Here is a 22,787-nt window from a genome sequence, read left to right as displayed (position 1 = left end):
GGAGTTCACCAAGATGACACAACTGTTTGCAAGGGTGCCCCGGCGCTTGCCCGCGCTCGGTGGTGCCGTAGTACTGGCATTGTTGATGGTTGCCTGCACGCCCACGGTGCAGATGGCCGCGCCAAAAGAGCCGATCACCGTCAACCTTAACGTAAAAATCCAGCATGAGATCTACGTCAAGGTGGATAAGGAAGTGGACGCGCTGTTTGACGAAGAAGGTCTGTTCTGACGCGTCCGTCCTGGGGGTAGCAGCACCGGAAAGGTGGCACAACTATTGAGTATCAAGGAGTTCACTATGACACCGCATGCGACGGGATGGAGTGCGCGAATCAGTGCCTGTGTATTGGCGCTGTGTCTGAGTCTGCCGGCTCTGGCCATGAGTCTGGAAGAAGCCAAAAATGCTTTGGAATCCGCCAAGAGACAGGGCTTGGTGGGGGAAACACCGTCAGGGTATCTGGCGGCGGTGGGGGCGGACGCACGCAGCCGTGCGATAGCCGAAGCCATCAACAGCGCCCGTCGTGATGCTTACGCCAAAATTGCGGAAAAAAACCGCATTGAGATCAACCAGGTAGAGACCCTGGCGGGGCAAAAAGCGGTCGATAAGACACCGGCCGGGCAGTACATTCAAGTGAATGGCCGCTGGATCAGGAAGTAAAGTTTACAATCTCAGGAGTTGATTATGACGGAACTAACGGCGTTTCCCATCACCAGCAAGTGGCCGGCGAGTCACCCGGAGCGCCTGCAACTCTATTCCCTGGCGACGCCTAATGGGGTCAAAGTTTCGATTATGCTGGAAGAAACGGGGCTGCCTTACGAGGCGCACAAAGTGAGTTTTGACACCCGGGACCAGCTGTCACCGGAGTTTGTCTCGCTGAACCCCAACAACAAGATTCCCGCAATGATTGATCCGAGCGGCCCGGGGGGCAGGCCCCTGCCATTGTTCGAATCGGGAGCCATCCTTATCTACCTGGCGGACAAGACCGGTCAGCTGCTGCCTGCCGACCCGGGCTTGCGCTATCAGGCCATTCAGTGGCTGATGTTCCAGATGGGCGGTGTCGGTCCGATGTTCGGTCAGGTCGGTTTCTTCAACAAGTTTGCCGGTAAAGAGATCGACGACAAGCGTCCGCGGGACAGGTACGTGGCGGAATCACGCCGCTTGTTAAGCGTGCTCGACCGCCAGCTGGCGGATAACACCTGGCTGGCGGGGGATGAGTACTCCATTGCGGATATTGCCGTCTTCCCCTGGGTGCGCAACCTGATTGGTTTTTATGAAGCCGGCGAGCTGGTCGGCTTCAGTGAGTTCAAACAGGTGCAACGTGCCCTGAATACGTTTCTGGACAGGCCTGCGGTGCAGCGGGGGTTGGTGGTGCCCGAGTAGTCCCGCCTGGGTGGCGCGCCGCCTACCCGGCCGATGACAGGGGCTGGGGCTCAAAGCGTGCCCGCAGCCACGCGTTGATATCACTGGACTCGTACAGCCACTGGGGCGCGCCGTTATCCTGCTCAATCAGCAGGCAAGGTACCTTGATTCGGCCACCGCCTTGCTCCAGAGCCTGGCGGTGTTCGCCGTCAAACTGGGCATCGCGGATCTCAATGGTCAGGCCAAGGCGGGCGATTTCTTTGCGCACTTTGATGCAAAACGGGCAGGTGCGGAACTGGTACAGAGCGAGTTGGCTGCAGGCAACGTCCACAGCCTGCTGCTCTTCGGGAGGGCGTTGCACCGGTTTTGGGGTCGTCAGTTTTTCACTCAACAGCATAAACGGTGTGAGGATCAACCGCAGTGTGCGGAAGAAATAACGGATAAACATTCTCATGGTCAGACCCTGAATATTGGTTCACTGAAATTACCGGGCTGCCATCATACCAAACCGTGCCTCAACGGGCGCGACGAAATAACCGGTCGAGTATGCCTGCCACCTGAGCGCCGGGGACGGGCAGGGCCGCACCTTCGGCCATGGCGCGCTGAATAAACTGCTCGGGGGTATCCAGGTGGGCGGTGGCGGCGCGCTCCTCCGGGTTGAACGCGTTGCGCGGACCGCCCATGCCCTGGTCAATCAGTTCCCGGACCCAGAGGTAAATGGCGCCGCGAACCGAGCGCAATAAGACATTGAATTGATCACGGTGGACGGTCATCGTCAGCTCAGCCCCCTGGTTCAGCCGGGCCCGCAGGGCCGCCACCTGTGCGGGCGGCATGGCGATTTGAATGCTACCGCCTCTTCTGTTGTTCGAGCAGGTCTTTTCGAGAGCCTGTATCCCTTCGGCGATATCCACGCCGTCGTAACCGCGTTTCTGCGCCGCGTTGAGGGGCGCTGGAATCCAGCCATACTGTGGAGACTCGACCATAATCTCGCCTTTAATGTGCAGACGGTGGGGCGGTAAGGCCGCATCGTCCCCGTAGCCCTGAAATTCGGCGCGCAGCCAGGTCGCCATGGAGCGTTGGCGAAGCATCATCGCCAGGGTAATGGCGGACGGCATGATCGAGGCAAGCGAATCGTTGGGGGCGGTCAGACGTTCTTTGAGATTGGTTACCGGCGCGCGCATGCAGATTCATCCTTGTCCAGCGGGCAGGGGTCTGAGGTCGTCACCCGCATACCCTGAGTTATTGTTATTGGGTCTGCCAGAAGAACTTTTTCGAGGCTACCGGACAAGATAGTCCGTATGGGGCCTCGGTTCCGTTGCAAAAAGGTAAACGCTTTGTTACCACGAGTAAGAGTATTCAGCCCCGACGGATCGGGCCGGAGCGCGACCAAACGGGCGCGGGCGGCAATTTGGGGAAGGGTTTCGCCCCCTCGCCCGAGCGCCCGTTAAGGCTCGCGAGGGGGCGGCGCGTCGCGGCGGATCTATACGTTGAAGCGGCGCGTACTGGTGGCAATGACATTGGCCTGTTCGGACAGGCGTTGGTTTTGTCTGCTCAGCTCATCGCCAATGGCCTGGGATTCGGCGCTCTGGCCACGAATTTCCTCCATTTTTTGCGCAATGTCTTCGGTGGTGACGGAGATCTCTTCAACCGCGACCACCACCTGATCCATTTCGGCGTTCAGGGACTGGATGGATTCGGTCACCGTCGTCATGGTGTCCGCAATTTCGGAGGCATGCTGCTCACCTTCCTGGGCAATTGCCAGCCCGTTGGTCGCCAGCGCGTCCATGCTCATGGTCTGGGCGTTCAACTCATCGATGATGGCGGCGATGTTGGTGGTGGCAGCGACCGTCTGCTGTGCCAGGGTGCGGACCTCGTCCGCCACGACCGAAAAGCCGCGTCCCGCATCGCCCGCCCGTGCGGCTTCAATGGCGGCATTCAGCGCCAGCAGGTTAGTCTGGTCGGCCAGGCCATTGATAACACTGATGATGCCGGTCACCTTGCTGCTGACGTCGTTGAGCAGTTTGACGTGGCCATGGGTGTCCTGAATCACCGTGGATAAACGGCGCATGGAGGTAACACTGTTTTCAACAATTTGCGCGCCGGTCTGGGCGGAGTCGTTGGCGGCATGCGTGGCCACCCCCACCTGTGAGGTGCGCTCGGCGACGTCGTTAAGGGTCACCGCTATTTGCTGACTGGCGGCCGCGGCCAGAATGGTCTGGGATTCCACCACTTCACCGTTCTGAGCCAGACGCACGATGGTGTTGTCCAGTTCGCCATGCACTTCGATCAGATCCCGGGTGCCGGCGATGGAGTCGCGCATCAACGTACCTATGTCGTCGATCATCTGGTTGGTGGCCCGGCCGAGCAGATTGAATTCATCATTCGGGTTGTGGCCGAGTTCCAGTTTTTGGGAAAGATCACCCCCGGAGACCCGCGACAGCAGCTCCACCACCCGGTTGAGCTGGCTGACCAAAGTGCGGGAGGTGAGGAACAGCACCAGCACCAGCAGGGGTGCAAACACCAGAATCGAGCCGATACTGACCCGTGTGGCCGTCGCTGCGGCACTCTCGGCACTTTCCAGGGTGCGCGCGATGAGACCCGACTGCAGGGATTCACTTTGCAGCACGACCTGCTGCTGCAGGTTGTCGCCAGCCTGTGCGACGCTGCTTTCAGTGGCCGCGAGTCGCTGCACAAGGTCATCGACCCGGGCGTAGATTTCGCTGTAACCCAGGGTGGTGCTGCCAATTATATTGTCATGCCAGTTGTTTTGTTCAACCATCTCTTCCAGTGACTGAAGTGCCTGGCGGGCGCCATCTGCCAGAGCGGGCGTGCGACTGTCGATGTAGGCATTGCTGGTGCTCACAATATCAGCAATGACCTGTTCAATCAGAGTTATGCGCATATTACGGAGCGGTGCCAGCGACTCCGCCAGTTCGTGCCGCAGCCCCTCGGTCTCGGACAGCCCGAGCTCGTTCATTTGCTGCAACCACACCTGTCGGAGGGAGGCGTAGCGCTCGGTGTGTTCACGGATGGCGGTGGCAAAGCTGAGGGTGTCGGGATCGGCCAGTCGGGTGGCCTGATTTTCCAGGGCTGCGGCGTCTGCGCTCAGCTCAGCCAGCCGCGCCAGGATCTCAGTCTGGTTATTCTGCGACAGATTGGAGAGCTGCTTTTCCACCGCGTTCCATTTGGTGGCGAGGTTGCTGGCACCGTTTTCGTAGCGCGAAACCTCGTAAATAGACTGGTAAGCGGACGATACGGTCTGCAGGCCGTAAATGATCGCCCAGGCAATCAGCGCCAAACCGATCGGTGTTAGGGTAATGAGGATAAGGAATTTTTGACGCCAGGACAGGTTGAGCTTCACGTTAACCACCCAAAGGTTATTGGTTTTCGAGTTGACAAGCACGACTTGAATCAGTCGGGCTGAATGTCGGTTATTACTTGCAGGGTTGCAGGCGGAGAGACTATCGGCGAGGGTTAGGATAACTTTAAGCAATTGAGGGAATCTTTTTGGTTAGAGTGCGACACGGGGCAATCGCTCCGGGAACGGCAACCCAACGAGGAGATGTTCATGAGTGTCCAACCGGTTATTTGTCATGCCCAGCCCGGGGGGGTGACCACCCTGACCCTGAACCAGCCCGAGCGCCGCAACAGTCTGTCGATGACGATGCTGGCGGCCTTGTCCGAGGCATTCACAGAGCTCGCCAGGGACGATGCTACCCGGGTGGTGATTGTGCGGGCGGAAGGGAAGGTGTTCTGTGCTGGCCATGACCTGAAGGAAATGCGCGAACACTACGGCCAGCAGGAAGCTCAGGAGCGCCTGTTTCACTTGTGCAGTCAGGTGATGCAGCAAATCGTCAATCTGTCCAAGCCGGTGATTGCCCAAGTGGCCGGCGTGGCGACTGCTGCCGGGTGTCAGCTGGTGGCCAGTTGCGATCTGGCGGTGGCCGGGGCCTCCGCACGGTTTGCCACCCCGGGGGTCAACATCGGGTTGTTTTGCTCCACGCCCATGGTGGCCTTGTCCCGCAACGTGTCCCGGAAACACGCCATGGAAATGCTGCTGACCGGGGAGCTGATCGATGCGACCCGTGCCGAACAAATCGGACTGGTGAACCGGGTGGTGGCCGATGAGGAGCTGGACGCGACCGTGGAACGGCTGGCCGGAACCATTGCCGGCAAGTCATCCCACACCCTGAAAATTGGCAAGGCGGCGTTTTACCAGCAACTGGAAATGGGGCTCGCGGACGCCTACGAATACACCGCCCGGGTAATGACCGACAACCTGCAGGCCCGGGATGCCCGGGAGGGCATAAGTGCGTTTCTGGATAAACGTCCACCGCACTGGGTGGATGAATAACGCCGGCGCGCGTGGCTGGTGGACCGGGCAATGGGGTTTGGTGACCGACGCCGACTTACAGTCAGTATTATATAGCTACAGGATTGCAACATGCTTCGCTGGCCTGAAAAGGCGCCTTGCCGCTATAATAATTTACTATTTTTCATAGACTTAATTAGCGAGTAGGGAAAGAAATGAAAGCAAGACTGTGTGCGTTAGCAGTGGCGGGTTTTATCGCGGTGCCAGCGGTAGCCGATCAGACAGATACAACCTACGCTGGCGTGCAAATTGCCCACCTGACGTGGGATGAGCCAGATGTAGAGGACCTGAATCCCACCGCGCTTGTGGGTCGTCTTGGGCATTACGTGCACAACAATTTCTCGGTGGAGGGGCGTCTGGCCACCGGGTTGAGCGATGATTCAACGTCGGTAGAGGGAGTGAAAGTCTCCCTGGAAATTGACTACCTGCTTGGTGTCTATGGGGTAGGTCACCTGCCCATTAATGACCAGGTTTCCGTATACGGCCTGGCTGGCTTTACCAAGGCGAAGGCATCGGCCGAAGCCAGCTTCGGGGGGGCAACCTTTTCGACCAGTGACGACGGTACCAGCTTCTCCTATGGTGTCGGAGGGCAGGTCAGCTTGAGCCAGAATGCGGCTCTAACAGTCGAGTACGCTTCCTATTACGACCGCAAGGACGTGCAGGTGTCAGGCGTCAGCGCGGGGTTGAATTTCAGGTTTTAAGCCGGAAGGCGATAGCCGGGCCGCCCGCATTTTTTGGAATCACCGCAACGATGCAAGGGCGGGTGCGCCCTTGCAAACCACGTGTTGCATCCGGTGCCCGGTTTTACTCACCGCTCTGGTTCAGTAACGCGGGCCTTCGCAACGCCTTGCCGAACAGATCCTTATCCTCGGCAATCACCAGCGCCACCTGCTCGGCCAGTTCTTCGCTCAGCCCGTCCACTTTGGTGTGCAGATACTGGGTAATTTCTTCCGCCAGTTCGAGCACTTTGTCGCGGGCGTCGGCTTCGGCTTTGGATGAAAACAGCAATGTGTCAGCATGCTTTAGTGCCATCTCCAGCCCATCCTTATCTGAGTAATACAGTGCTTGTACAGCCATCAACTTGTCTCCGTTGGGTATCTCGCCGCTACACTGAATCGACGAGAGCGTCGTTGGACTCGGGTGAGAGTCTACTCAATTTTGCTGTATATTAATACAGTGCTTTGAGCGCTCGGCGGCTCCGGTCCCTCGGGTACAGTTCCGCGCCCGCTGGGGAATGATTGCATCCGGCGCGGTGCGGTGCTATCTGAAGGAGAGAATCCACAGAAAAGATCCGGGTGACCGTGAATGCACTACTGGCTGATAGCAAATCCCGATGCCGGTGATGGCCAGCGCGACGGCGATTTTTGGCAGTCGCATCTGCAAGGGGTGGGGATCACCGGGGTAAAACGGTGCGACTTGCAGGATCAGCAGTGGGTTGCGCAGGTCGCTGCGGAAGATGTGATTTTGGCGGCAGGTGGGGATGGTTCGGTGAATGGCGCGGCAGGCTTGTGCCTGGCAACCGGGGCGACACTGGGGGTGTTGCCGTCCGGGACGGCCAACGATTTTGCCCGTAACCTCGGTTTACCCGACGACCCGGCCGTTCTGTGTCAGCTGATCGCCGCAGGTACGACCCGGCAATTGGACGTGGCACGGCTGCGGGACAAACTGCTTCTGAACGTTGCCCATGTGGGTGCCGGTACCTGGCCGGCGCGCGCAGCCTCGACGGCTGCCAAACAATGGCTCGGGCGTTTCAGTTACGGGGTCAGTTTGCTGCGCAAAATGCTCGCCTATCGGGGCTTCCGGGCAGAAATTCATAGCGAATCCGGCTACTTGTCGGGGCGCTGGTTTTCGGTGGCCATTGCCAACGGGGCCTTTTACGGTGGCGGCAATGAAATTCCGCAAGCGTCGGTGAGTGACGGGCATCTGGACATAATTGCCGTTCACCCCCGTTCGGTGGTCCGCTTGCTGGTGACCTTTGTGGCGGTGCGGATCATGAGGCGGTCGCCCCGAAACCAGACGACCCTGATCCATATCAAAAGCCCCTGGTGCCGGGTCCATACCCGCACCCCCAAGACGGTTACCGCCGATGGTGAGGTGATGGGGCAGACGCCGGTGGATATCCGTTGTCAGCCCCGGAGTTTGAACGTGATTTGCGAACAGATCGTGACCACCACATAACCACTAGCTATACAGCATCACCAGGGGCAGCAAGATGGCCGTAAACAGCCCGGTCAGCCCCATACCGAGCGAGGCAAACGCACCGGCCAAGGGGCTGATTTCAAAAGCGCGCACAGTGCCGATGGCGTGGCCGTTGATGCCCAGAGTCAGGCCGAGCAAACGGTGGTCGGTCACACCCACCCGGGCGGCCAGCAAATCCACAAACAGCGTGGTCACTATGCCGGTTGCCAGCAAGCCGCCCATGAGCAGGGGCACCGAGCCGCCGATTTCTTCCGCAATGCCAATGGCAATCGGGGCGGTCACCGATTTGGGCGCAATGGAGGCAATCACCTCGTCGTTCGCCCCCAGCCAGTGCGCCAGTACCACCGCGTAAATGGCAGCAAAGGTCGCTGCAAGCGGCACGGTCACCACTATGGGCCGCCACAGGGCCCGTATATGGCGCATCTGCGTATAGAGCGGGATGCCGAGGGCGACGGTGGCAGGGCCGAGTAAAAAACTGATCCAGCTGGCACTTGCGGCGTATTCGCGGTGGTCGATGGACAGGACCACCAGCGCCGCCGCCAGCAGCAGCGACGCCAGCAACACCGGCGGACACCAGACCGGTTGCCCCAGTCGGGGAAAGATGCGGATGCTGACCAGGTAAGCGGCGATCGTCAGTACAATGGCCAGCGCGGGGGTGCCCGACAGATGTGGCAGCAAGGCATTCAGGCGATTGGCAATGTCATTCATCGGAAGTCTCTCGGGATGCCGTCGGCGCGAGGTAACGCAACATCAGCAAGGTGGTCAATACGCTGAGAAAGGTGCCCAGCATCAGCGCAACCCCGATCGCCAGCCATTGTCCCGAAAACTGATTGCCAATGAAGAAAACCCCGACCACCCCCGGCATGATCAGCAAAATCAGCATGGAGATCAGCTGTTGACTGGCGTTGGCCAGGTCGGTACTGACGGTGCCTGAGACCATTAACCAGACTGTTATCAGCAGCATCCCGGTCACACCGCCACTGATGGGCCAGTTGAAAACGAACCGGACGGTTTCACCCAGCAGTAAAAAACCGAGCAGATATAAAAACCCACGAAGTATTGGCATAAGCGTGTATTCAGGTCGCATGGTTACCGGCAAGAGACGGTATCATAGCATTTTCATGCCCCCGGCTGATAAACCTGACCTGAGTGACCCCGTTCTATGAAATCCCCCATACCCACAACACTTGTCCTCGGCTTTCTCGGGGTCGGTAAAACCACCGCCATTGCTGAGCTGCTCAAACAAAAACCGTCCCACGAGGTGTGGGCCGTGCTGGTCAATGAGTTTGGTGAAGTCGGTATCGATGGCGCATTGCTGCAGGAACAGGGAGCGTTCGTGCACGAGGTCCCGGGCGGGTGCATGTGTTGTGTGGCGGGCCTGCCGATGCAAGTCGGGCTGAACCGGCTGATCAGACAGGCACGCCCCGACCGCCTGCTGATCGAACCGACCGGATTGGGCCATCCCGCCCAGGTCCTCGCCACGCTGACGGGGGAGCATTACCGCAACGTGCTGGAATTGGGTCCGGTGTTGTGTCTGGTGGATCCACGGCGGCTCGAAGAGCCCCGGGTGCTGGCCAGTGTGCAGTTTCAGGATCAGGTCGCCACGGCGGATATACTGGTGGCCAACAAAACCGATGTGTGTGACGCCGCCCAGCTGGCGCATTTCGACGCCTGGGCGGCCCGCGTGAGCCCTGCAAAACGGGCGGTCTTTCACACCCGCGAGGGACGCCTGGATCTTGCGTGGCTGGAGGGCGCCAGTGCGCTGAACCGGGTTGCCACCCCGGAATCTCATCTGCACCCGCAGCCAGCGACAGCGGCGCCGGTGACGCAGGCGTCATGGCAAGTGTTGACCAACGAGGGGCAGGGCTATTTCAGCGTTGGCTGGCGCTTGCCCGCCAGTATTGTCCTGGACGAGCGCGGCTTGCTGACCCTGGTCGGGGAGGCTGGTTTCGCACGGTTCAAAGCGGTGGTGCGCACCAGCGCTGGCTGGCGCACGATCAACAGCAGTGACGGTGCGGTCACCGTGCGGGCAACCACGGCCACCGCTCTGAGCCGGCTCGAAGCCATCAGCGCCCACCCCATGGATGCCGACGCGCTGACCAGGCGCCTGCAAAACCTCGTCAGAGACCGTGACTGAATGGCGTTTACTGCAGTCTCAGGTCGAGCAGGTACACCGTTCTGGGTGCCGGTTGGCGGGAGGTGAACAGCAGCAGCCGGCGAATGGCGTCCATGGCCATTGCGCGGCCAGCCGGCGCTTGCTGTACATCGGTCAGCGGGACGGCAAACCGGTTCAGGCCGGGCGCCACGACCAGGCGGGTATGGAAACGATCCTCATAGGCGTTATTCCCCCGATCGTGGGCGCGGTCATTGATGCGCAAGGTCATGGCCAGTGGGTCCTGATCCGGGTTGTACAGGATCAGCACCAGGTGCCGATAGTCCCGCCAGTCACTGGCCAGATTGTCGAGGGATGCCCCCGAGTATCGCTCGGTGTCAAGCTCAACTCTGAGGCTGAACTCGCGGTCGCTCAGGCCGCTGTATCTGGTGGATCGCTGCACCTGGCCGTCCCAGAACCGCTGCGGATCCGGCTGGGCGAAATCGTAGAGCAGTGGCAGCTGAATCGCCAGCTGCCACTGCCGCAGACCGATGACGGCAACCAGCCCCAGTTCCCACAACAGCAGTGCGGTCACCAGAAGCCGGGCCAGCCCCACACCGGTGGCGGACCTGCGGGGCCTGTGCGCCCATGCCAGCACCAGCCAGGCACCGATCAGGTTGCGCCCCATATCGTGCCAGTCGGCCGCCCGGTCGAGGCTGCCCTGCAACCACTCGATCAGCCCGCCAGCCACCAGCACCGCGCCCGTAGTGACGGTCACCAAACGCCAGCCACCCAGCCAGCGTTGCGGCTGGAGCACCAGGGTCAGCAAACCGAAGAACAGGATGTGGCCCAAATTCCACAGGGCCTTATAGAAGGGGCCGTCGGCCCAGTCCGGGCCGCCGATGAAAAATAACGGCAGGAGCACCAGAACCAGCAGGGCGCGCGCCAGCTTGCCTGGTATGACTGCGGATCGGATACCTATGGCTATGATTCCCGGGTGATGGTCAGGGGCAATGCAACCAAGCGGGCCGTTTAGCACGGCTGCAGATAAAAGCGTAATCGCTTGTCACAAGAAAGCCAGCCCCATCGTGGGGCTGGCGGGTTGTGGGCGGTGACCGGTGTTGTGATGGGTTGCTTAACTGGGGAGGTATTCCTTGCTCCAGTTGAGTCCGGCGATCTTGCGTTCAATCATCGAGTCGATTTCCGTTTCGCTGTAGCCGACGCTGGCTGGGTGGCGGGTGCACTGCAGACCGCCACCGTCGTTGCGGCGCTGCCGTTTTCAGTCATTTTGATCCTGGCAATCTACGGGCTGTTTAAATCCCTGCGCGATGAGGCTATAACAGGGAGGCAGCCCCAACCCGTCCGGGTGTCAGCCCCCGCTCAACCCCAGGTGGGCAAATCGGACGTGGCCGCTGCTCCAGGCGCTCTCTGAGACTCAACAACAATACCCAGAGCCTCGGCCCCGCTGGGAAGGCTCTGATTCAGACACAGGTGAAGCAATTATGGTTACCCAAGTCATTCTACCGCGCATCCTGCAAATCGGCGACGGTGCCTCCCGGCAATTGCCACAAGTGCTGGCAAGCCTGGGCTGCAGCCGCCCGCTCATCATCACCGACAAGATGATGGTACAACTGGGTTACACCCGGGCCATTCAGGAGTGCCTCGCTGCCAGTGAGTTGTCGGCGGACGTTTTCGATGACACGGTACCGGAACCCACCGTCAGTTCCATTCAGGCGGGAGTGGCCAAAGTGCGCGACGGTGCCTACGACAGCATCATTGCCTTGGGCGGCGGCAGTCCCATCGACAGCGCCAAGGCCATCAGCATCCTGGGTAAGTACGGCGGTACCATGCGGGATTACAAATTTCCGCGTATCGTTAACGAACAAGGGTTGCCGATTGTTGCCATACCCACTACCGCCGGGACCGGTTCGGAAGTGACCCGGATTACCATCATTACCGATGAGTCCAACGACGAAAAAATGATGTGTATGGGGGTGGGGTTCATGCCGGTGGCGGCGCTGGTGGATTATGGTCTGACCCTGAGCCTGCCCAAGCGCACCACCGCGGATACCGGCATTGATGCCTTGACGCACGCGATGGAAGCTTACGTCAGCCGCAAGGCCAGTCTGTATACCGACAGCCAGGCGCTTGCGGCGATGCGCCTGATTGCCCCCAACCTGCGCCGGGTGTTCCATGACGGTACCGACCAGCGTGCCCGTGAGCAGGTCATGCTGGGCTCCACCCTGGCCGGCATTGCTTTTTCCAACGCCTCGGTCGCGCTGGTGCATGGCATGAGCCGCCCGATTGGTGCCGCGTTCCACGTGCCCCATGGCATGTCCAACGCCATGTTGCTGCCTGCGGTTACCGAGTTTTCCATTCCCGCCGCCGCCGCCCGTTATGCGGACTGTGCCCGCGCTATGGGGGTGGCCTCGGAACAAGACAGCAACGATGTGGCCAACAACAAATTGATGGCCGAGCTGTATGCCCTGAATGACGAACTGGAGGTGCCTACACCCGAGGTGTTTGGCATCGACCGGGACGAATTTTTCCGCCTCATGCCGACCATGGCGGAGCAGGCCCTGCAGTCCGGTTCACCGGGTAATAACCCCCGGGTACCCAGTGCCGATGAGATTATCGAGCTGTACCAGCAACTCTGGTGACACCGGCAGCCGGCCAACCGGTTAGACAATCATCTTCAAGGAATTGCTGGAACAGAATGCGGAACAGATTGCCCGCCTGATCGGTGAGGAGCACGGCAAGATTCAACACGATGCCCTGCGAGAGCTGCAGCGGGGCATCGAGAATGTTGAGTACGCCTGCGGTGCACCTGAACTGTTGAAAGGCGAGCACAGTCCCAGGGTCGGCCCGGGCATTGATACCTGGAGTGAGTTGCAACCGCTGGGCGTGGTTGCAGGCATCACCCCGTTTAACTTCCCGGCCATGGTGCCCCTGTGGATGTACCCCATGGCCATCGTTTGCGGCAACTGTTTTGTGCTCAAGCCCTCGGAACGCAATCCCAGCTCCGCGCTGTTCATCGCCCAGCTGCTGCAGGAAGCCGGTTTGCCCGACGGCGTCATGAACGTGGTTAATGGCGACAAGGAAGCGGTGGATGTGCTGCTCACAGATGCCCGCATCCAGGCGGTCAGCTTTGTGGGTTCAACGCCGATTGCCGAACACATCTACCGCACCGCCAGCGCGCACGGCAAACGGTGCCAGGCTCTGGGCGGAGCCAAAAACCACGCCATTATCATGCCCGATGCGGACATGGATAACGCGGTGAACCAGCTGCTGGGGGCAGCTTTTGGCTCCTCGGGCGAACGCTGTATGGCGCTGTCGGTCGCGGTTGCAGTGGGGGATGCCGCGGGCGACGCCCTGGTGGCCAAGATGGCCGAGGCGATGAAGACCCTCAAAGTGGGGGCCTACGACGAGCCCGGCAATGATTTTGGACCGTTGATTACCCGCGATGGCGAAGCCGCCCGTTATTTCACTGATAACATTCTGGTGGGCATGGTCGGTGTCAACGTGCCTCTGCCGGTGCCGGTGGCTTATCACAGCTTTGGCGGCTGGAAACGCTCCCTGTTTGGCGACTTGCACGCCTACGGGCCGGACGGGGTGCGCTTTATACACCCGTCGCAAAGCGATTACTCAGCGCTGGCCCTCCGCCGGTGTACGCGAGGGCGTCGAGTTCTCGATGCCGACAATGAAGTAAACGAGTGCAGCCGCAGGCTGGCCTGTCTGATTCAGCGCACCCGGAGCTCAGCGAACAATTGCGCGAACAGACTCTGCTGCACGTTATCGGGTACGAGGAAGGCTGGGGGCACTGGCTCGATCAGGCGGGTTTGGCCGACCTCTGTTTTGCCCAGGAAATCCAGTTTGACACACTCATCTCGGCGCTCGAAGTCGCCAAGTGTGGCGATGGCTTTGCCCTCGGCCGTACTTGTCTGGTTGACGATATGATCCGCCGAGGGTTGCTGACGGCGCCGTTTGCCCACAAGGTACCGACCGCCGAAGCCTTTCATCTGGTGCGCCCCGCCCATAAGTATATCCATCCCCACGCCGAAATCTTTCGGAGCTGGCTGGTAGCGGAGGCGGAACTGGAACGCGAGGGCGGCGCGCCGGGGCCCTGAAGCCCGCTCAGCAGTGCCGGTCCGGCGCGGGGCAGCACCCCGCTGGATCGGTGCCGGGAGGATCGTTTGCGGTGGGCGGGAAACGGTCAGGCTCCAACCGGTGCGCGGTGCGCGAGGCCGCTGCAGCTGCGACCGGACAGCCCTGTTTCCGTAACGCCTCGGCCAGATTGTTCCAGCCGGCACCCAGGTCAGGGAACCGCTCGGTCAGGGCGCGGTAATAGTCCACCGCTGTGGCCCACCGGCCCTGGTCATAGGCGATGTTGCCCAGCCCCAGCAGCGCGGCGGGCTGGTCTGGCCAGGCCCGACGGGCGGCCCTATAGGCCGATTGGGCGGCGCCGGTTTGCCGGGTGGTTTCCAGGTCGTGGGCGGCCATCAGATAGGGAAGCGGTTGCGCGGTCGCCGGCAGCTGACCGGGGGGCAGGATTACCCGGGCCCAACGGTTCGCCCGGTTCCAGGTGGCCATAAAAGCCGCCGCAGGTTGGCGGTAACGCTCCTGGGTGCCGGTATGAAGAATCAGGGCTTCCGTGTCTCCGTCGAACCCGATGACCACGGCAAAATGCCACTGGGGCCACCAGTTGAAGCGCAAATTCTGCAGCACCAGCACCGGGTGCCCGGCCTCCACTTCCGCCAGCACACTGGCAAGGTCCGGTGCCAGCGGGTATACCAGCATGCCGTATTGGCGGGCGGCCGCCACCATTTCCACCTGCAAGGCGCCTTTGCGGCCGGGCAGGTAGACCCGCTCGATCAGCTCGTCCGGGCTGGCATCGACCTGCTGGGCATTAAGCATCATTGCCAGGGAAGCAGGCCCGCACTGATATTGCTCCTGGGGGTGAAAGGGGACGTGGGTGAGGATTGTTGCAGAGGCATCCGGCGGCCATGGGGGGCTGCTGGCGCACCCCGAGAGCAACACGCCCAGCAGTGCGGCCAGCAGGAAACGGACCGGTTGGGAACAGGCCGGATACATCGGGCGGTCGGTTACCGGATGCAGTTGACGAACGGGAAGATGTCGGTTGCGCACAGCATATCGGTGACGATGAACACCAGCAGAAACAATACAATCACACCGACAACGCCTTCACCGGCGGGTGCTTCCGCCAGTTGCTGTTTGAAATCCGCCAGTTCGGACGGGGTCAGGCTCTGGATCCGGTCCCGCACCTCCTGCTCGCCCACGCCCAGAGTGGCCAGGGTGTTTTGCACGTCGCCCCGTTCCAGCATGTCCATCAGGGCCTGGCGGTCGATGTTTGCACGCTGTTCGGTGAGCAGTTCGCCGGTGCCGACCAGACTGGCGGAGGCTGGCAGGGCCCACACCGACGTCAGCATCATGACCAGCGCCATGAGGGTGGAAATCGATTGCGTATACGCTCTGATTGCTTGCATGAATCTGCTCCTGGGATTCCTTTGTTCAGCTATGTTATTGAACCACTTATTGCGCTAGTGTAAACGCTTGTGGGCAGGTTTCCGATCATGCCGGATTAAGACCTGGTAATGCACTGTACCAACGAAGAATGTAGTTATGCCGTCGCCACTCAGAAATATAGTATTGATAGGTATGCCCGGCTCAGGCAAGAGCACGGTCGGCGTGGTATTGGCCAAGGCAGCCGCGCTGGATTTTGTGGACACCGATGTGTTGATCCAGACGCACACCGGTCGCGCCCTGCAGGAGATCGTCGACCAGGAAGGCTACGAGGCGCTGCGCCAGGTTGAAGAGCAGGTGTTGTGTGGGCTGAATGTGCGCGGCCACGTGATCGCCACCGGTGGCAGTGCGGTCTACAGCAGCAAAGCCATGGCACACCTGAAAACCAGAAGCGTGGTGGTCTATCTGGATATACCGCTGGCGACGGTGCGCGAACGCATTGGCGACTTCAGTCTGCGGGGCATTTCCAAGCGCCCCGAGCAGAGTCTCGAAGAGCTGTTCGCAGAGCGCCGGGTGCTGTATGCCCGGTATGCGGACCTGGTGATTCGCGGCGCGAACAAAACCCAGGACCAGGTGTGTAAGGAAGTGCTGGCAGAGCTGCACGCGAATCGGTAACCGAGTGTGCCCGGGCCGGTGCAGCGGGGTTCAGCCTGCGTCGGCGTGCTTGCGATGGGTGTGCAGAAACGCTGCGATTTTTTCGTAGGCATCTTCCGCTTCGGGCAATTCCGGAGTAAAAAAGTGCCACACATGGACCATGTGGGGCCAGGTCTGCAACTCCACGGGCGATCCGGCGGCCTGCGCCTTGGCCACATAACGGCGCGCACCATCCAGCAGCATCTCAGCCTCGCTGGCGTGCACCAGAATCGGCGGCAGGCCCGCGAGATCACCGTAGAGCGGTGAGGCGACGGGGTTGGTCGGGGCGGTGCGGGTGCCCAGCATTGTGGCCCACCACAACACCGGTTTGGGGATGTAGGCAAGGGCGCCCAGGGCGGGCCCGAGCATGGGATCGGTGCGCAGATTGGTGCGCAGGCTGGGGGCGGTGAGTGTCAGGTCGGTGGAGGGGCAGAGGGCGATGCCGGCGTCGGCCTGGCGCAAGCGTTGATCTCTGGCCCATGCCAGCAGTCCGAGGGCATTGCTGCCTCCCGCCGAGTCGCCCGCCACGGCCAGGAAAGTGACCGCTGTCGGACCATCGGGACCCTGCTCGAGAATCCAGCGGTAGGCGTTGCGACAATCCTCGATGCCCTGCATAAACCGGTGCTCGGGCATCAGCCGGTAATCCAGTACGAACACCGACGCACCGGATATGCGCGCCAGCTTGTCGGTGATAGCGCGGTGGCTTTTAGGGCTGCCGGCCACCCAGGCACCGCCGTGGATGTACAGAATCCGGTGATCCGGGCGACTCTCCGGCGCGACCACCCATTCTCCCCTGATCCCCTGTTCATTCACCGGACGCCGGCGGCTGGTGAAGGATTTACCGTCACTCAGGCTCTCCAACGCCGAGCGCATGGCCTGCAGCCGCGCCTTGCCCCTCAGCCCCCGGCTGGAATCTATCAGTCTGGCGACGGTGGCGAGTACGTCCTCATGGGCCGGGCTGGGTGTTGGGCCGGTTTGCGGGGGCGCGGACCGGGGGCGCGATGGCCCGGCATCCAGATACGAATGATCATGGCTCCGCAAGAACAAAAAGCTGGCGAGAAAAAAGCCGGTGGTGACAACCAACAAGACAGCGAGCGTCAGGGTTACCCAGATTGCGATCACTAATGGCTCTCCAGCAGAGACGGACAACAAGCCACCTGACGGTGGCTGTTTTCAGTGCGAGGGCGGGGCCCCCCGGAGCATGGCGTGCAACAGTTCTTGTGCGTCAAATTTGGTCAGCGCTTCGTTGGCCCCTACCTGGTTAGCGTAGCTCAAACTCATCTCGCTGTTCAGAGAGGTGTGCAGGATAACGTAGGGTTGGTGCAGGGAGGTGTTATCCCGCACATTGAAGGTGAGTTCGTACCCGTCAAGTCCGGGCATTTCAATATCACTGACCAGTATGTCCACCGGCTTGTCGCTGGACGCAACTTCGAGCAGGTAATTCAGGGCGTCGTCGCCATTGGTGGTCACCTGGTAGCCGATGTCTTTGCTGTCCAGAGCATCACAGAGTTGTTTGCGGGCCACCAGCGAGTCATCCACCAACAGAATATGCAGGGCCCGGAGCGAGTCGATCTGGGCATCGGTCAGGGAAACCTGTTGGTTGTGCAGGGATTCCGGATAGACCTTGGCCAGCAGCAGTTCCACGTCGAGGAGCTGGATGATGTCGCCCTCCAGATCCAGCAAGCCGCTGATGAAGGCTTTGCTGCCGAGGGATTTGGGCGGAGGGGTGACCGCCTGCCAGTCGGTGTCGACGATTTGCTGCACGCCGCGCACCATAAACCCGATTTCCCGGCGTTGCACGTCAGTGACGATGATGGACGCGCCGGCCCGTTCCTCCGGAGTCAGTGGTGGGTAGCCTACGGCCGCGGCCATATCAATCACCGGCACCACCGAGTCGCGAAAGGTCGCCGAACCGATAACCGCGGGGTGGCTGTGGGGGAGCTTGGTGAGCCGCATGGTGGGCAGTATTTCGCGGATTTTCAGTGTGCCCAGGCCGAACAGGCGCTGATCCGCCAGTCGAAACAACAAAAGCTTTTGTAACTGTCTGGTTTTACGGGACATAAATGGACCCTACTAAAGATGCAAAGGTGGGACAGAATATAAGAGAAGCCGCAGCTCCCGTAAACCTTCAAGGCTAATCCCCGCAAAATGGCCAGAACTGATAAAACCGCCAACATTGAAATTCCTGCTCACAGGTTCCCAGTTGTGCGTTGTATTGACGCGCGCGCGAGGCCACCCGCCGGGCGAGTCGGGCCACGGCGGGTTTGGCGTTGTAGGTGCCACGCCGATAGCCGGTGCGGCCTTCGTGGTAAGCCAGATACAGGTGCTGGGCATCGGTGAGGGGGATATCCAGATGCCGGTGGGTCAGATGGTTGTACCAACCAATGAAGTCCAGGGCGTGTTTGATGTGGGTGCGTACCACGAACAGCCCCTTGCCATTGGCATTCAGGTAATCCCCCCAGGTGGGGTCCAGTGCCTGGGCGTAACCGTAGGCTGAGGAAGAGCGTACCCAGGGAATCACGCCCCACAGTTTGGTTCTGGGTGGTTGGGCATGGCTGCGAAACGACGATTCGTAATAGACAAATGCCATCTGGGTCGCAATGGGGGTGCCCCAGCGTGTTTCAGATGCCGCTGCGTAGTCGTACCAACCGGGCTGCTCCCGAAAAATTTCGCACAGATCGTCTTGATTCCGGGGCGGAGCCGGAGCGAGCAGGCTGAGACTCAGGGTGGCCCACACCGCCACCAGCAAGCCGGCAACCGGCAATCCGTACCAGTAGAGCGCAGGGTGCAGGGTGTTGCGGCGTTTACGGGCAGACCTGTTCATGAAGCCCCTTGGCGTCGGTGGCCGTTAATCGAAGTGTGACGCCATCATAAAAGGACTTCCCGGCCATGGGGAAACTGAGCGATGATGGCATCGACGCGCACACTATAGCGCGTCCGGACCAACGGGAGGATAAGCCTATGTCTTACGTCGACGGATTTGTGGCCGCCGTGCCCACGGCGAATAAAGAGGTGTATCGGCAGTACGCTGCCGATGCCGGCGCGGTGTTCAAGGAGCACGGCGCGGTGAACTTTGTCGAGTGCTGGGGCGATGACGTGCCGGAAGGCACCCTGACGTCCTTGCCTCTGGCAGTGCAATGCAAGGCCGATGAAACCGTGGTGTTCTCGTGGATTACCTGGCCGTCCAAGGCGGTACGGGACGCGGGGATGGCCAGCGTCATGCAAGATCCACGGCTGCAGCCCGAGAACAATCCGATGCCCTTTGATGGCAAACGTTTGATCTATGGCGGCTTCGAACCCATTGTTGAATTGTAACATGTACTTGCTGTGGTAACCGGCTGATTCGGGGCGAACGCTTACCAAACTGTCATCTGATCCGCCGTTACTTTTGTGACGGTCCGTGTCATAAACAGCACTCCAATCGTGCAAAAGTGAGAGTGCCATGCAAGACGTGTTATCCCGAACAGTGAGCTGTGCCGCCCGAGTCCCGGTCGCGGTGGCGTGGCTGATGTCCCTGATGGTGGTCGCCACCACCCTGCGTGCCAGTCCCTTGAGTGAGGCAGTGGTCAAGGCCTCGCCGTTGGATCAGGTGGTGCAGCAGTATCCGGCCATGATGAGTAAAGGCATTCGGGATGGTCTGAAACAGCTGGGAAAAGTGGATCCGTTTATTGCGGACACCGTGGCCAATATAGTCGGCAGCACCATCAATGGCGCCCGTATTCGTGCGCAGATTGTGCGCGATCTGGATGCCGGCCTGAGCGACCAGCAGCTGGAAAACGTGCAGAAATGGTACACGACCCCGCTGGGCCAAAAAGTGGTGCAGGCAGAAGTGGACGCCTCCAGTCCGGTGGCCTGGCAGCGTATCGAGACGGCAGCAGGGGCCTTGAAAAAGCAGTATCAGGGGAGCCGGCGGGCGCAGCTGTTCGAGCGTTTCAATACGGCCTCCCGAGCCACTGAAAGTACGGTGGATACCGCCATTGCCGTGCAGCTGGGCATGGCGTCGGCGCTGGCCGCTCTGAACGGCGGCACCGGGGCCGGGTTCGAGCAGCTTCGGCAGCAGGTGGAACACCAGCGCTCCGCCATTCGCACGCTGGTGCAGGAGCAGGTTTATGGCGCATACCTGTACACCTATGAGGCGTTAAGCACGGCTGAACTGGAACAGTACATCGAGTTTCTGGAGTCCGCCTACGGCGCCGATTTCAGCCGTGTTGTGACCGGCAGCATCCAGAGTGCCGTGCTCCAGCCCATCGAGACTCTGAGCGGCCAGTTAATGAAACTGTTCAGTCCGGGCTAGTACTCCGATCGGTAACGATCCGGCAGAGTATCGGGGTTTTTCCTGCCTGACAGACGGGGTTGCAAACCTGTACAATCGCCGTCTTTCTGTGCCGGCCGCCCGGCTGCGCCTCACTGTGAATGGGTTCCTCTCTTGATTTCCACTGCTAATCTCGCCATGCAATTCGGGGCCAAGCCTCTGTTTGAAAACGTTTCTGTCAAATTCGGCAACGGTAATCGCTACGGATTGATCGGTGCCAATGGCTGCGGCAAGTCCACCTTCATGAAAATCCTGGGGGGCGATCTGGAGCCGTCCGTCGGGCAGGTAATGCTCGAACCCAACGTGCGTCTGGGTAAGCTGCGTCAGGATCAATTCGCCTATGAAGACTGCACCGTCATCGATACGGTCATCATGGGGCACGAGGAACTGTGGCGGGTCAAAGAGGAGCGCGACCGGATTTATTCCTTGCCGGAAATGAGCGAAGAAGACGGCATGGCGGTGGCGGACCTGGAAGTGCAGTTTGCCGAAATGGACGGGTATACTGCCGAATCCCGTGCCGGCGAATTGTTGCTGGGGCTGGACATACCGCTGGACCAGCACACCGGCCCGATGAGCGCCCTGGCACCGGGGTGGAAGCTGCGGGTGTTGCTCGCCCAGGCGCTGTTTTCCGATCCCGACGTGCTGTTGCTGGACGAGCCGACCAACCATCTGGACATCAACACCATTCGTTGGCTGGAGGGGATCCTGGTGGAACGGCACAGCACCATGATCATCATCTCCCACGACCGCCACTTTCTGAACAGTGTGTGCACCCACATGGCCGATATGGACTACGGTGAGTTGCGTCTGTTCCCGGGCAACTACGATGAATACATGACCGCGGCCACCCAGGCCCGTGAGCGCATGATGGCGGATAACGCCAAGAAGAAAGCCCAGATTGCCGAGTTGCAGTCGTTTGTCAGCCGCTTCTCGGCGAACGCGTCGAAAGCCAAACAGGCCACTTCCCGGGCCCGGCAGATCGACAAAATTCAGCTGGAAGACATCAAACCGTCCAGCCGGGTGAGTCCGTTCATCCGTTTCGAACAGGAAAAAAAGCTGCACCGCCAGGCGGTGACCCTCAAAAACCTGACCAAAGGCTTTGATGGGGTGCCATTGTTCAGCAACCTGAATTTGCAGATTGAAGCCGGGGAGCGGGTCGCCATCATCGGCCCCAACGGGATTGGTAAAACCACCCTGCTGCAGTGTCTGGCGGGCAACCTGGCGCCGGACGACGGCGAGATCAAATGGACCGACAGTGCCGAGGTGGGTTATTTCGCGCAGGATCACACCGCCGATTTCGCCGACGACCTGCTGTTGACTGAGTGGATGGCCCAGTGGACCACCGGCGGCGAACAACTGGTACGCGGCACCCTGGGGCGCATGTTGTTTTCCAGTGACGATATCGGCAAATCAGTGCGGGTTATATCCGGCGGGGAGCAGGGACGGATGCTGTTCGGCAAACTGATTCTGCAAAAACCCAACGTGATGATGATGGACGAGCCCACCAACCACCTGGATATGGAATCCATCGAAGCCCTGAACCTGGCGCTGGAAAATTACCCCGGTACGCTGATTTTCGTCAGCCATGACCGCGAATTTGTGTCCTCACTGGCGACGCGGATCGTTGAACTGAGCGCCGATGGTATCACCGACTTCAGTGGCAGTTACGACGACTACCTGCGCAGCCAGGCTGACGTCGCCTAGCATCAATGCGGTCCGTCCGGTGGCAAAAACCGTGTCGCCGGACAATACTTTCCCTAGTACACGACCTTCGTATCAATGACCGCGGTCTTGCAGACCCGCACCCTGAACCTGTCCGACCGGTGGCGCCAAAGCGCCGCTGCTGCCAGTGGAGAGCCGATGCAGATTGCTTACCGGGCACAGGATTTGACCGAGGCCCACATCGTGGCCGGGATGCTGCGCACCAAAGGCATTGCAGCCCATGTCAGCGGGCATTACCTGCAGGGGGCGCTGGGGGAAATCGGCGCCGGGGAATTCACCAACGTGATGGTGGACGACGTCGATTTGAAGCAGGCGCGGGCACTGATCGATGAGTACGAAGGCGAACCCCGCACCGCTCCGGGGCGGGCCTCCGGTGACCCCCGGATTGATGATTACGCGCTGGGTTTTTTGCTGGTGGTGCTGGTAACTCTGGCGTTGCTTGTGCTGCTGGTATGATGCGGGTTCCCGTCACACTAAAACGGACGTATTGATCTGGGTGATTTCGCCGGGTGCCTCCGGGTGGTATGTTGCAGCTTCAGCGTGTAATGCAAGGAGCGGT

At 60.3% G+C, this 22,787-nt stretch carries 26 protein-coding genes and 1 pseudogene; 15 read left to right on the top strand and 12 right to left on the bottom strand.

Annotated features, from left to right (window positions below):
• Positions 1-13: 13 nt before the first annotated feature.
• The 3 genes from BG841_RS02055 (at position 14) to BG841_RS02045 (ending at position 1,378) form a co-directional block, all read left to right on the top strand.
• A complete protein-coding gene (locus tag BG841_RS02055; RefSeq protein ID WP_070056135.1) occupies positions 14-229 on the top strand; it encodes a YnbE family lipoprotein in 216 nt (71 codons plus the stop codon).
• A 66-nt stretch (positions 230-295) separates the two neighbouring features.
• On the top strand, positions 296-655 hold the full coding sequence (locus BG841_RS02050) for a YdbL family protein (protein ID WP_070056134.1): 360 nt from the start codon (positions 296-298) through the stop codon (positions 653-655).
• A 24-nt stretch (positions 656-679) separates the two neighbouring features.
• Positions 680-1,378, top strand: coding sequence for a glutathione S-transferase N-terminal domain-containing protein (locus BG841_RS02045; RefSeq protein ID WP_070056133.1), 699 nt, complete (start codon positions 680-682; stop codon positions 1,376-1,378).
• Between the two features lie 22 nt (positions 1,379-1,400).
• Here BG841_RS02045 and BG841_RS02040 read toward each other — a convergent pair whose 3' ends face one another.
• From BG841_RS02040 to BG841_RS02030, 3 genes are all read right to left on the bottom strand, one after another.
• Positions 1,401-1,811: a glutaredoxin family protein gene (locus BG841_RS02040; protein WP_070056132.1), complete on the bottom strand. Its 411-nt coding sequence runs from the start codon at positions 1,809-1,811 to the stop codon at positions 1,401-1,403.
• 61 nt (positions 1,812-1,872) lie between these two features.
• Positions 1,873-2,538 carry a hypothetical protein gene (locus tag BG841_RS02035; RefSeq protein ID WP_070056131.1) on the bottom strand — a complete coding sequence of 222 codons (666 nt, stop codon included), beginning with the start codon at positions 2,536-2,538 and terminating at the stop codon, positions 1,873-1,875.
• A gap of 299 nt (positions 2,539-2,837) precedes the next feature.
• Positions 2,838-4,718 (bottom strand): methyl-accepting chemotaxis protein, encoded by a 1,881-nt coding sequence (locus BG841_RS02030; RefSeq protein ID WP_070058646.1) that lies wholly within the window; start codon positions 4,716-4,718, stop codon positions 2,838-2,840.
• A 207-nt stretch (positions 4,719-4,925) separates the two neighbouring features.
• Here BG841_RS02030 and BG841_RS02025 point away from each other — a divergent pair, with 207 nt between their 5' ends.
• Together BG841_RS02025 and BG841_RS02020 are read left to right on the top strand one after the other, a co-directional pair.
• On the top strand, positions 4,926-5,711 hold the full coding sequence (locus tag BG841_RS02025; protein WP_416202609.1) for an enoyl-CoA hydratase: 786 nt from the start codon (positions 4,926-4,928) through the stop codon (positions 5,709-5,711).
• A gap of 173 nt (positions 5,712-5,884) precedes the next feature.
• Positions 5,885-6,430, top strand: a complete 546-nt coding sequence (locus BG841_RS02020; protein ID WP_083260154.1) for a porin family protein — start codon at positions 5,885-5,887, stop codon at positions 6,428-6,430.
• Positions 6,431-6,533: 103 nt separating this feature from the next.
• On the opposite strand, the gene BG841_RS02015 is transcribed toward BG841_RS02020, so the two are convergent.
• The gene (locus tag BG841_RS02015) at positions 6,534-6,806 is read right to left on the bottom strand and encodes a YebG family protein (protein WP_070056128.1); all 273 of its coding nucleotides are present in this window, start codon (positions 6,804-6,806) and stop codon (positions 6,534-6,536) included.
• A gap of 228 nt (positions 6,807-7,034) precedes the next feature.
• Between BG841_RS02015 and BG841_RS02010 the strand changes: the two genes are divergently transcribed.
• On the top strand, positions 7,035-7,907 hold the full coding sequence (locus BG841_RS02010) for a diacylglycerol/lipid kinase family protein (protein WP_070056127.1): 873 nt from the start codon (positions 7,035-7,037) through the stop codon (positions 7,905-7,907).
• A 3-nt stretch (positions 7,908-7,910) separates the two neighbouring features.
• Here BG841_RS02010 and BG841_RS02005 read toward each other — a convergent pair whose 3' ends face one another.
• Both BG841_RS02005 and BG841_RS02000 read right to left on the bottom strand, forming a co-directional pair.
• Complete coding sequence (locus BG841_RS02005) at positions 7,911-8,636, bottom strand: LrgB family protein (RefSeq protein WP_070056126.1); 726 nt, start codon at positions 8,634-8,636, stop codon at positions 7,911-7,913.
• The gene (locus BG841_RS02000; protein WP_070056125.1) at positions 8,629-8,994 is read right to left on the bottom strand and encodes a CidA/LrgA family protein; all 366 of its coding nucleotides are present in this window, start codon (positions 8,992-8,994) and stop codon (positions 8,629-8,631) included. The genes BG841_RS02005 and BG841_RS02000 overlap by 8 nt, the downstream gene beginning before the upstream one ends.
• Positions 8,995-9,090: 96 nt before the next feature.
• On the opposite strand from BG841_RS02000, the gene BG841_RS01995 reads away from it, so the two are divergent.
• The gene (locus BG841_RS01995) at positions 9,091-10,065 is read left to right on the top strand and encodes a CobW family GTP-binding protein (protein WP_070056124.1); all 975 of its coding nucleotides are present in this window, start codon (positions 9,091-9,093) and stop codon (positions 10,063-10,065) included.
• A gap of 7 nt (positions 10,066-10,072) precedes the next feature.
• Here BG841_RS01995 and BG841_RS01990 read toward each other — a convergent pair whose 3' ends face one another.
• Entirely contained in the window at positions 10,073-10,945 is an 873-nt protein-coding gene (locus tag BG841_RS01990; protein WP_228141572.1) for a succinyl-CoA synthetase subunit beta, read from the bottom strand.
• Positions 10,946-11,522: 577 nt separating this feature from the next.
• On the opposite strand from BG841_RS01990, the gene BG841_RS01980 reads away from it, so the two are divergent.
• The 3 genes and pseudogenes from BG841_RS01980 to BG841_RS01970 all read left to right on the top strand — a co-directional run bounded on the left by BG841_RS01980 (position 11,523) and on the right by BG841_RS01970 (position 14,147).
• Positions 11,523-12,680 carry an iron-containing alcohol dehydrogenase gene (locus BG841_RS01980; protein WP_070056122.1) on the top strand — a complete coding sequence of 386 codons (1,158 nt, stop codon included), beginning with the start codon at positions 11,523-11,525 and terminating at the stop codon, positions 12,678-12,680.
• A gap of 34 nt (positions 12,681-12,714) precedes the next feature.
• Positions 12,715-13,729: pseudogene (locus BG841_RS01975) on the top strand (aldehyde dehydrogenase family protein); the annotation flags it as partial.
• Between the two features lie 4 nt (positions 13,730-13,733).
• On the top strand, positions 13,734-14,147 hold the full coding sequence (locus tag BG841_RS01970; protein WP_083260153.1) for a LysR substrate-binding domain-containing protein: 414 nt from the start codon (positions 13,734-13,736) through the stop codon (positions 14,145-14,147).
• A 7-nt stretch (positions 14,148-14,154) separates the two neighbouring features.
• On the opposite strand, the gene BG841_RS01965 is transcribed toward BG841_RS01970, so the two are convergent.
• Positions 14,155-15,111, bottom strand: a complete 957-nt coding sequence (locus BG841_RS01965) for a PA2778 family cysteine peptidase (RefSeq protein ID WP_070056121.1) — start codon at positions 15,109-15,111, stop codon at positions 14,155-14,157.
• An 11-nt stretch (positions 15,112-15,122) separates the two neighbouring features.
• Complete coding sequence (locus BG841_RS01960) at positions 15,123-15,524, bottom strand: PA2779 family protein (RefSeq protein WP_070056120.1); 402 nt, start codon at positions 15,522-15,524, stop codon at positions 15,123-15,125.
• A gap of 136 nt (positions 15,525-15,660) precedes the next feature.
• On the opposite strand from BG841_RS01960, the gene BG841_RS01955 reads away from it, so the two are divergent.
• Positions 15,661-16,176 carry a shikimate kinase gene (locus BG841_RS01955; RefSeq protein ID WP_070056119.1) on the top strand — a complete coding sequence of 172 codons (516 nt, stop codon included), beginning with the start codon at positions 15,661-15,663 and terminating at the stop codon, positions 16,174-16,176.
• Between the two features lie 30 nt (positions 16,177-16,206).
• Here BG841_RS01955 and BG841_RS01950 read toward each other — a convergent pair whose 3' ends face one another.
• From BG841_RS01950 to BG841_RS01940, 3 genes are all read right to left on the bottom strand, one after another.
• Positions 16,207-17,316: an alpha/beta hydrolase gene (locus tag BG841_RS01950; protein ID WP_228141571.1), complete on the bottom strand. Its 1,110-nt coding sequence runs from the start codon at positions 17,314-17,316 to the stop codon at positions 16,207-16,209.
• A gap of 51 nt (positions 17,317-17,367) precedes the next feature.
• The gene (locus BG841_RS01945; protein WP_070056118.1) at positions 17,368-18,255 is read right to left on the bottom strand and encodes a chemotaxis protein; all 888 of its coding nucleotides are present in this window, start codon (positions 18,253-18,255) and stop codon (positions 17,368-17,370) included.
• Between the two features lie 73 nt (positions 18,256-18,328).
• Complete coding sequence (locus tag BG841_RS01940) at positions 18,329-19,018, bottom strand: lysozyme-like domain containing protein (protein ID WP_070056117.1); 690 nt, start codon at positions 19,016-19,018, stop codon at positions 18,329-18,331.
• Between the two features lie 137 nt (positions 19,019-19,155).
• On the opposite strand from BG841_RS01940, the gene BG841_RS01935 reads away from it, so the two are divergent.
• From BG841_RS01935 to BG841_RS01920, 4 genes are all read left to right on the top strand, one after another.
• Positions 19,156-19,509 carry a DUF1428 domain-containing protein gene (locus tag BG841_RS01935; protein WP_070058643.1) on the top strand — a complete coding sequence of 118 codons (354 nt, stop codon included), beginning with the start codon at positions 19,156-19,158 and terminating at the stop codon, positions 19,507-19,509.
• Between the two features lie 127 nt (positions 19,510-19,636).
• Entirely contained in the window at positions 19,637-20,488 is an 852-nt protein-coding gene (locus BG841_RS01930; protein WP_083260152.1) for a DUF2059 domain-containing protein, read from the top strand.
• A gap of 132 nt (positions 20,489-20,620) precedes the next feature.
• Complete coding sequence (locus BG841_RS01925; protein ID WP_070056116.1) at positions 20,621-22,210, top strand: ABC-F family ATPase; 1,590 nt, start codon at positions 20,621-20,623, stop codon at positions 22,208-22,210.
• A gap of 75 nt (positions 22,211-22,285) precedes the next feature.
• Positions 22,286-22,684, top strand: a complete 399-nt coding sequence (locus BG841_RS01920) for a DUF2007 domain-containing protein (protein ID WP_228141570.1) — start codon at positions 22,286-22,288, stop codon at positions 22,682-22,684.
• Positions 22,685-22,787: the final 103 nt, after the last annotated feature.

This window comes from Marinobacter sp. X15-166B (assembly GCF_001752365.1).
In the GTDB taxonomy this organism is placed as follows: Bacteria; Pseudomonadota; Gammaproteobacteria; order Pseudomonadales; family Oleiphilaceae; genus Marinobacter.
This window is presented reverse-complemented; position numbering and strand designations above follow the sequence as displayed.